The organism is Tritonibacter sp. SIMBA_163, assembly GCF_046535935.1.
Lineage (GTDB): Bacteria > Pseudomonadota > Alphaproteobacteria > Rhodobacterales > Rhodobacteraceae > Epibacterium > Epibacterium scottomollicae.
The window spans coordinates 1-230 of the sequence record NZ_JAWJBP010001520.1 but is presented as its reverse complement, the minus strand read 5'-3'; the positions used below and the strand labels follow the sequence as shown (position 1 = coordinate 230).

Genomic DNA, 230 nt, shown 5'->3' with positions numbered 1-230 from the left:
TGCAACAGCATTGCTAGGGGCATCCTCCACAAACCAAATTCGTTTCTGACGAACATTAAGCTTATTAATTAGCAACACATCTCCTGAAATTTTGAGACGCATACTCTGCATAGAGTCGCCAAAAACAGTTTCAGGGTTTCGTCCGTTGTCATATGAAGGCATACTATATTCAACAAATGAAGCACGGGGAGTTGCTTGTGGGTCAACACTTGTTCTTACAAAATCACCAA

General features: G+C 41.3%; 1 protein-coding gene. It reads right to left on the bottom strand.

Annotated features, from left to right (window positions below):
* Positions 1-230: hypothetical protein (locus R0J92_RS27360; protein WP_411053993.1), on the bottom strand; the 230-nt coding region annotated here is incomplete at both ends.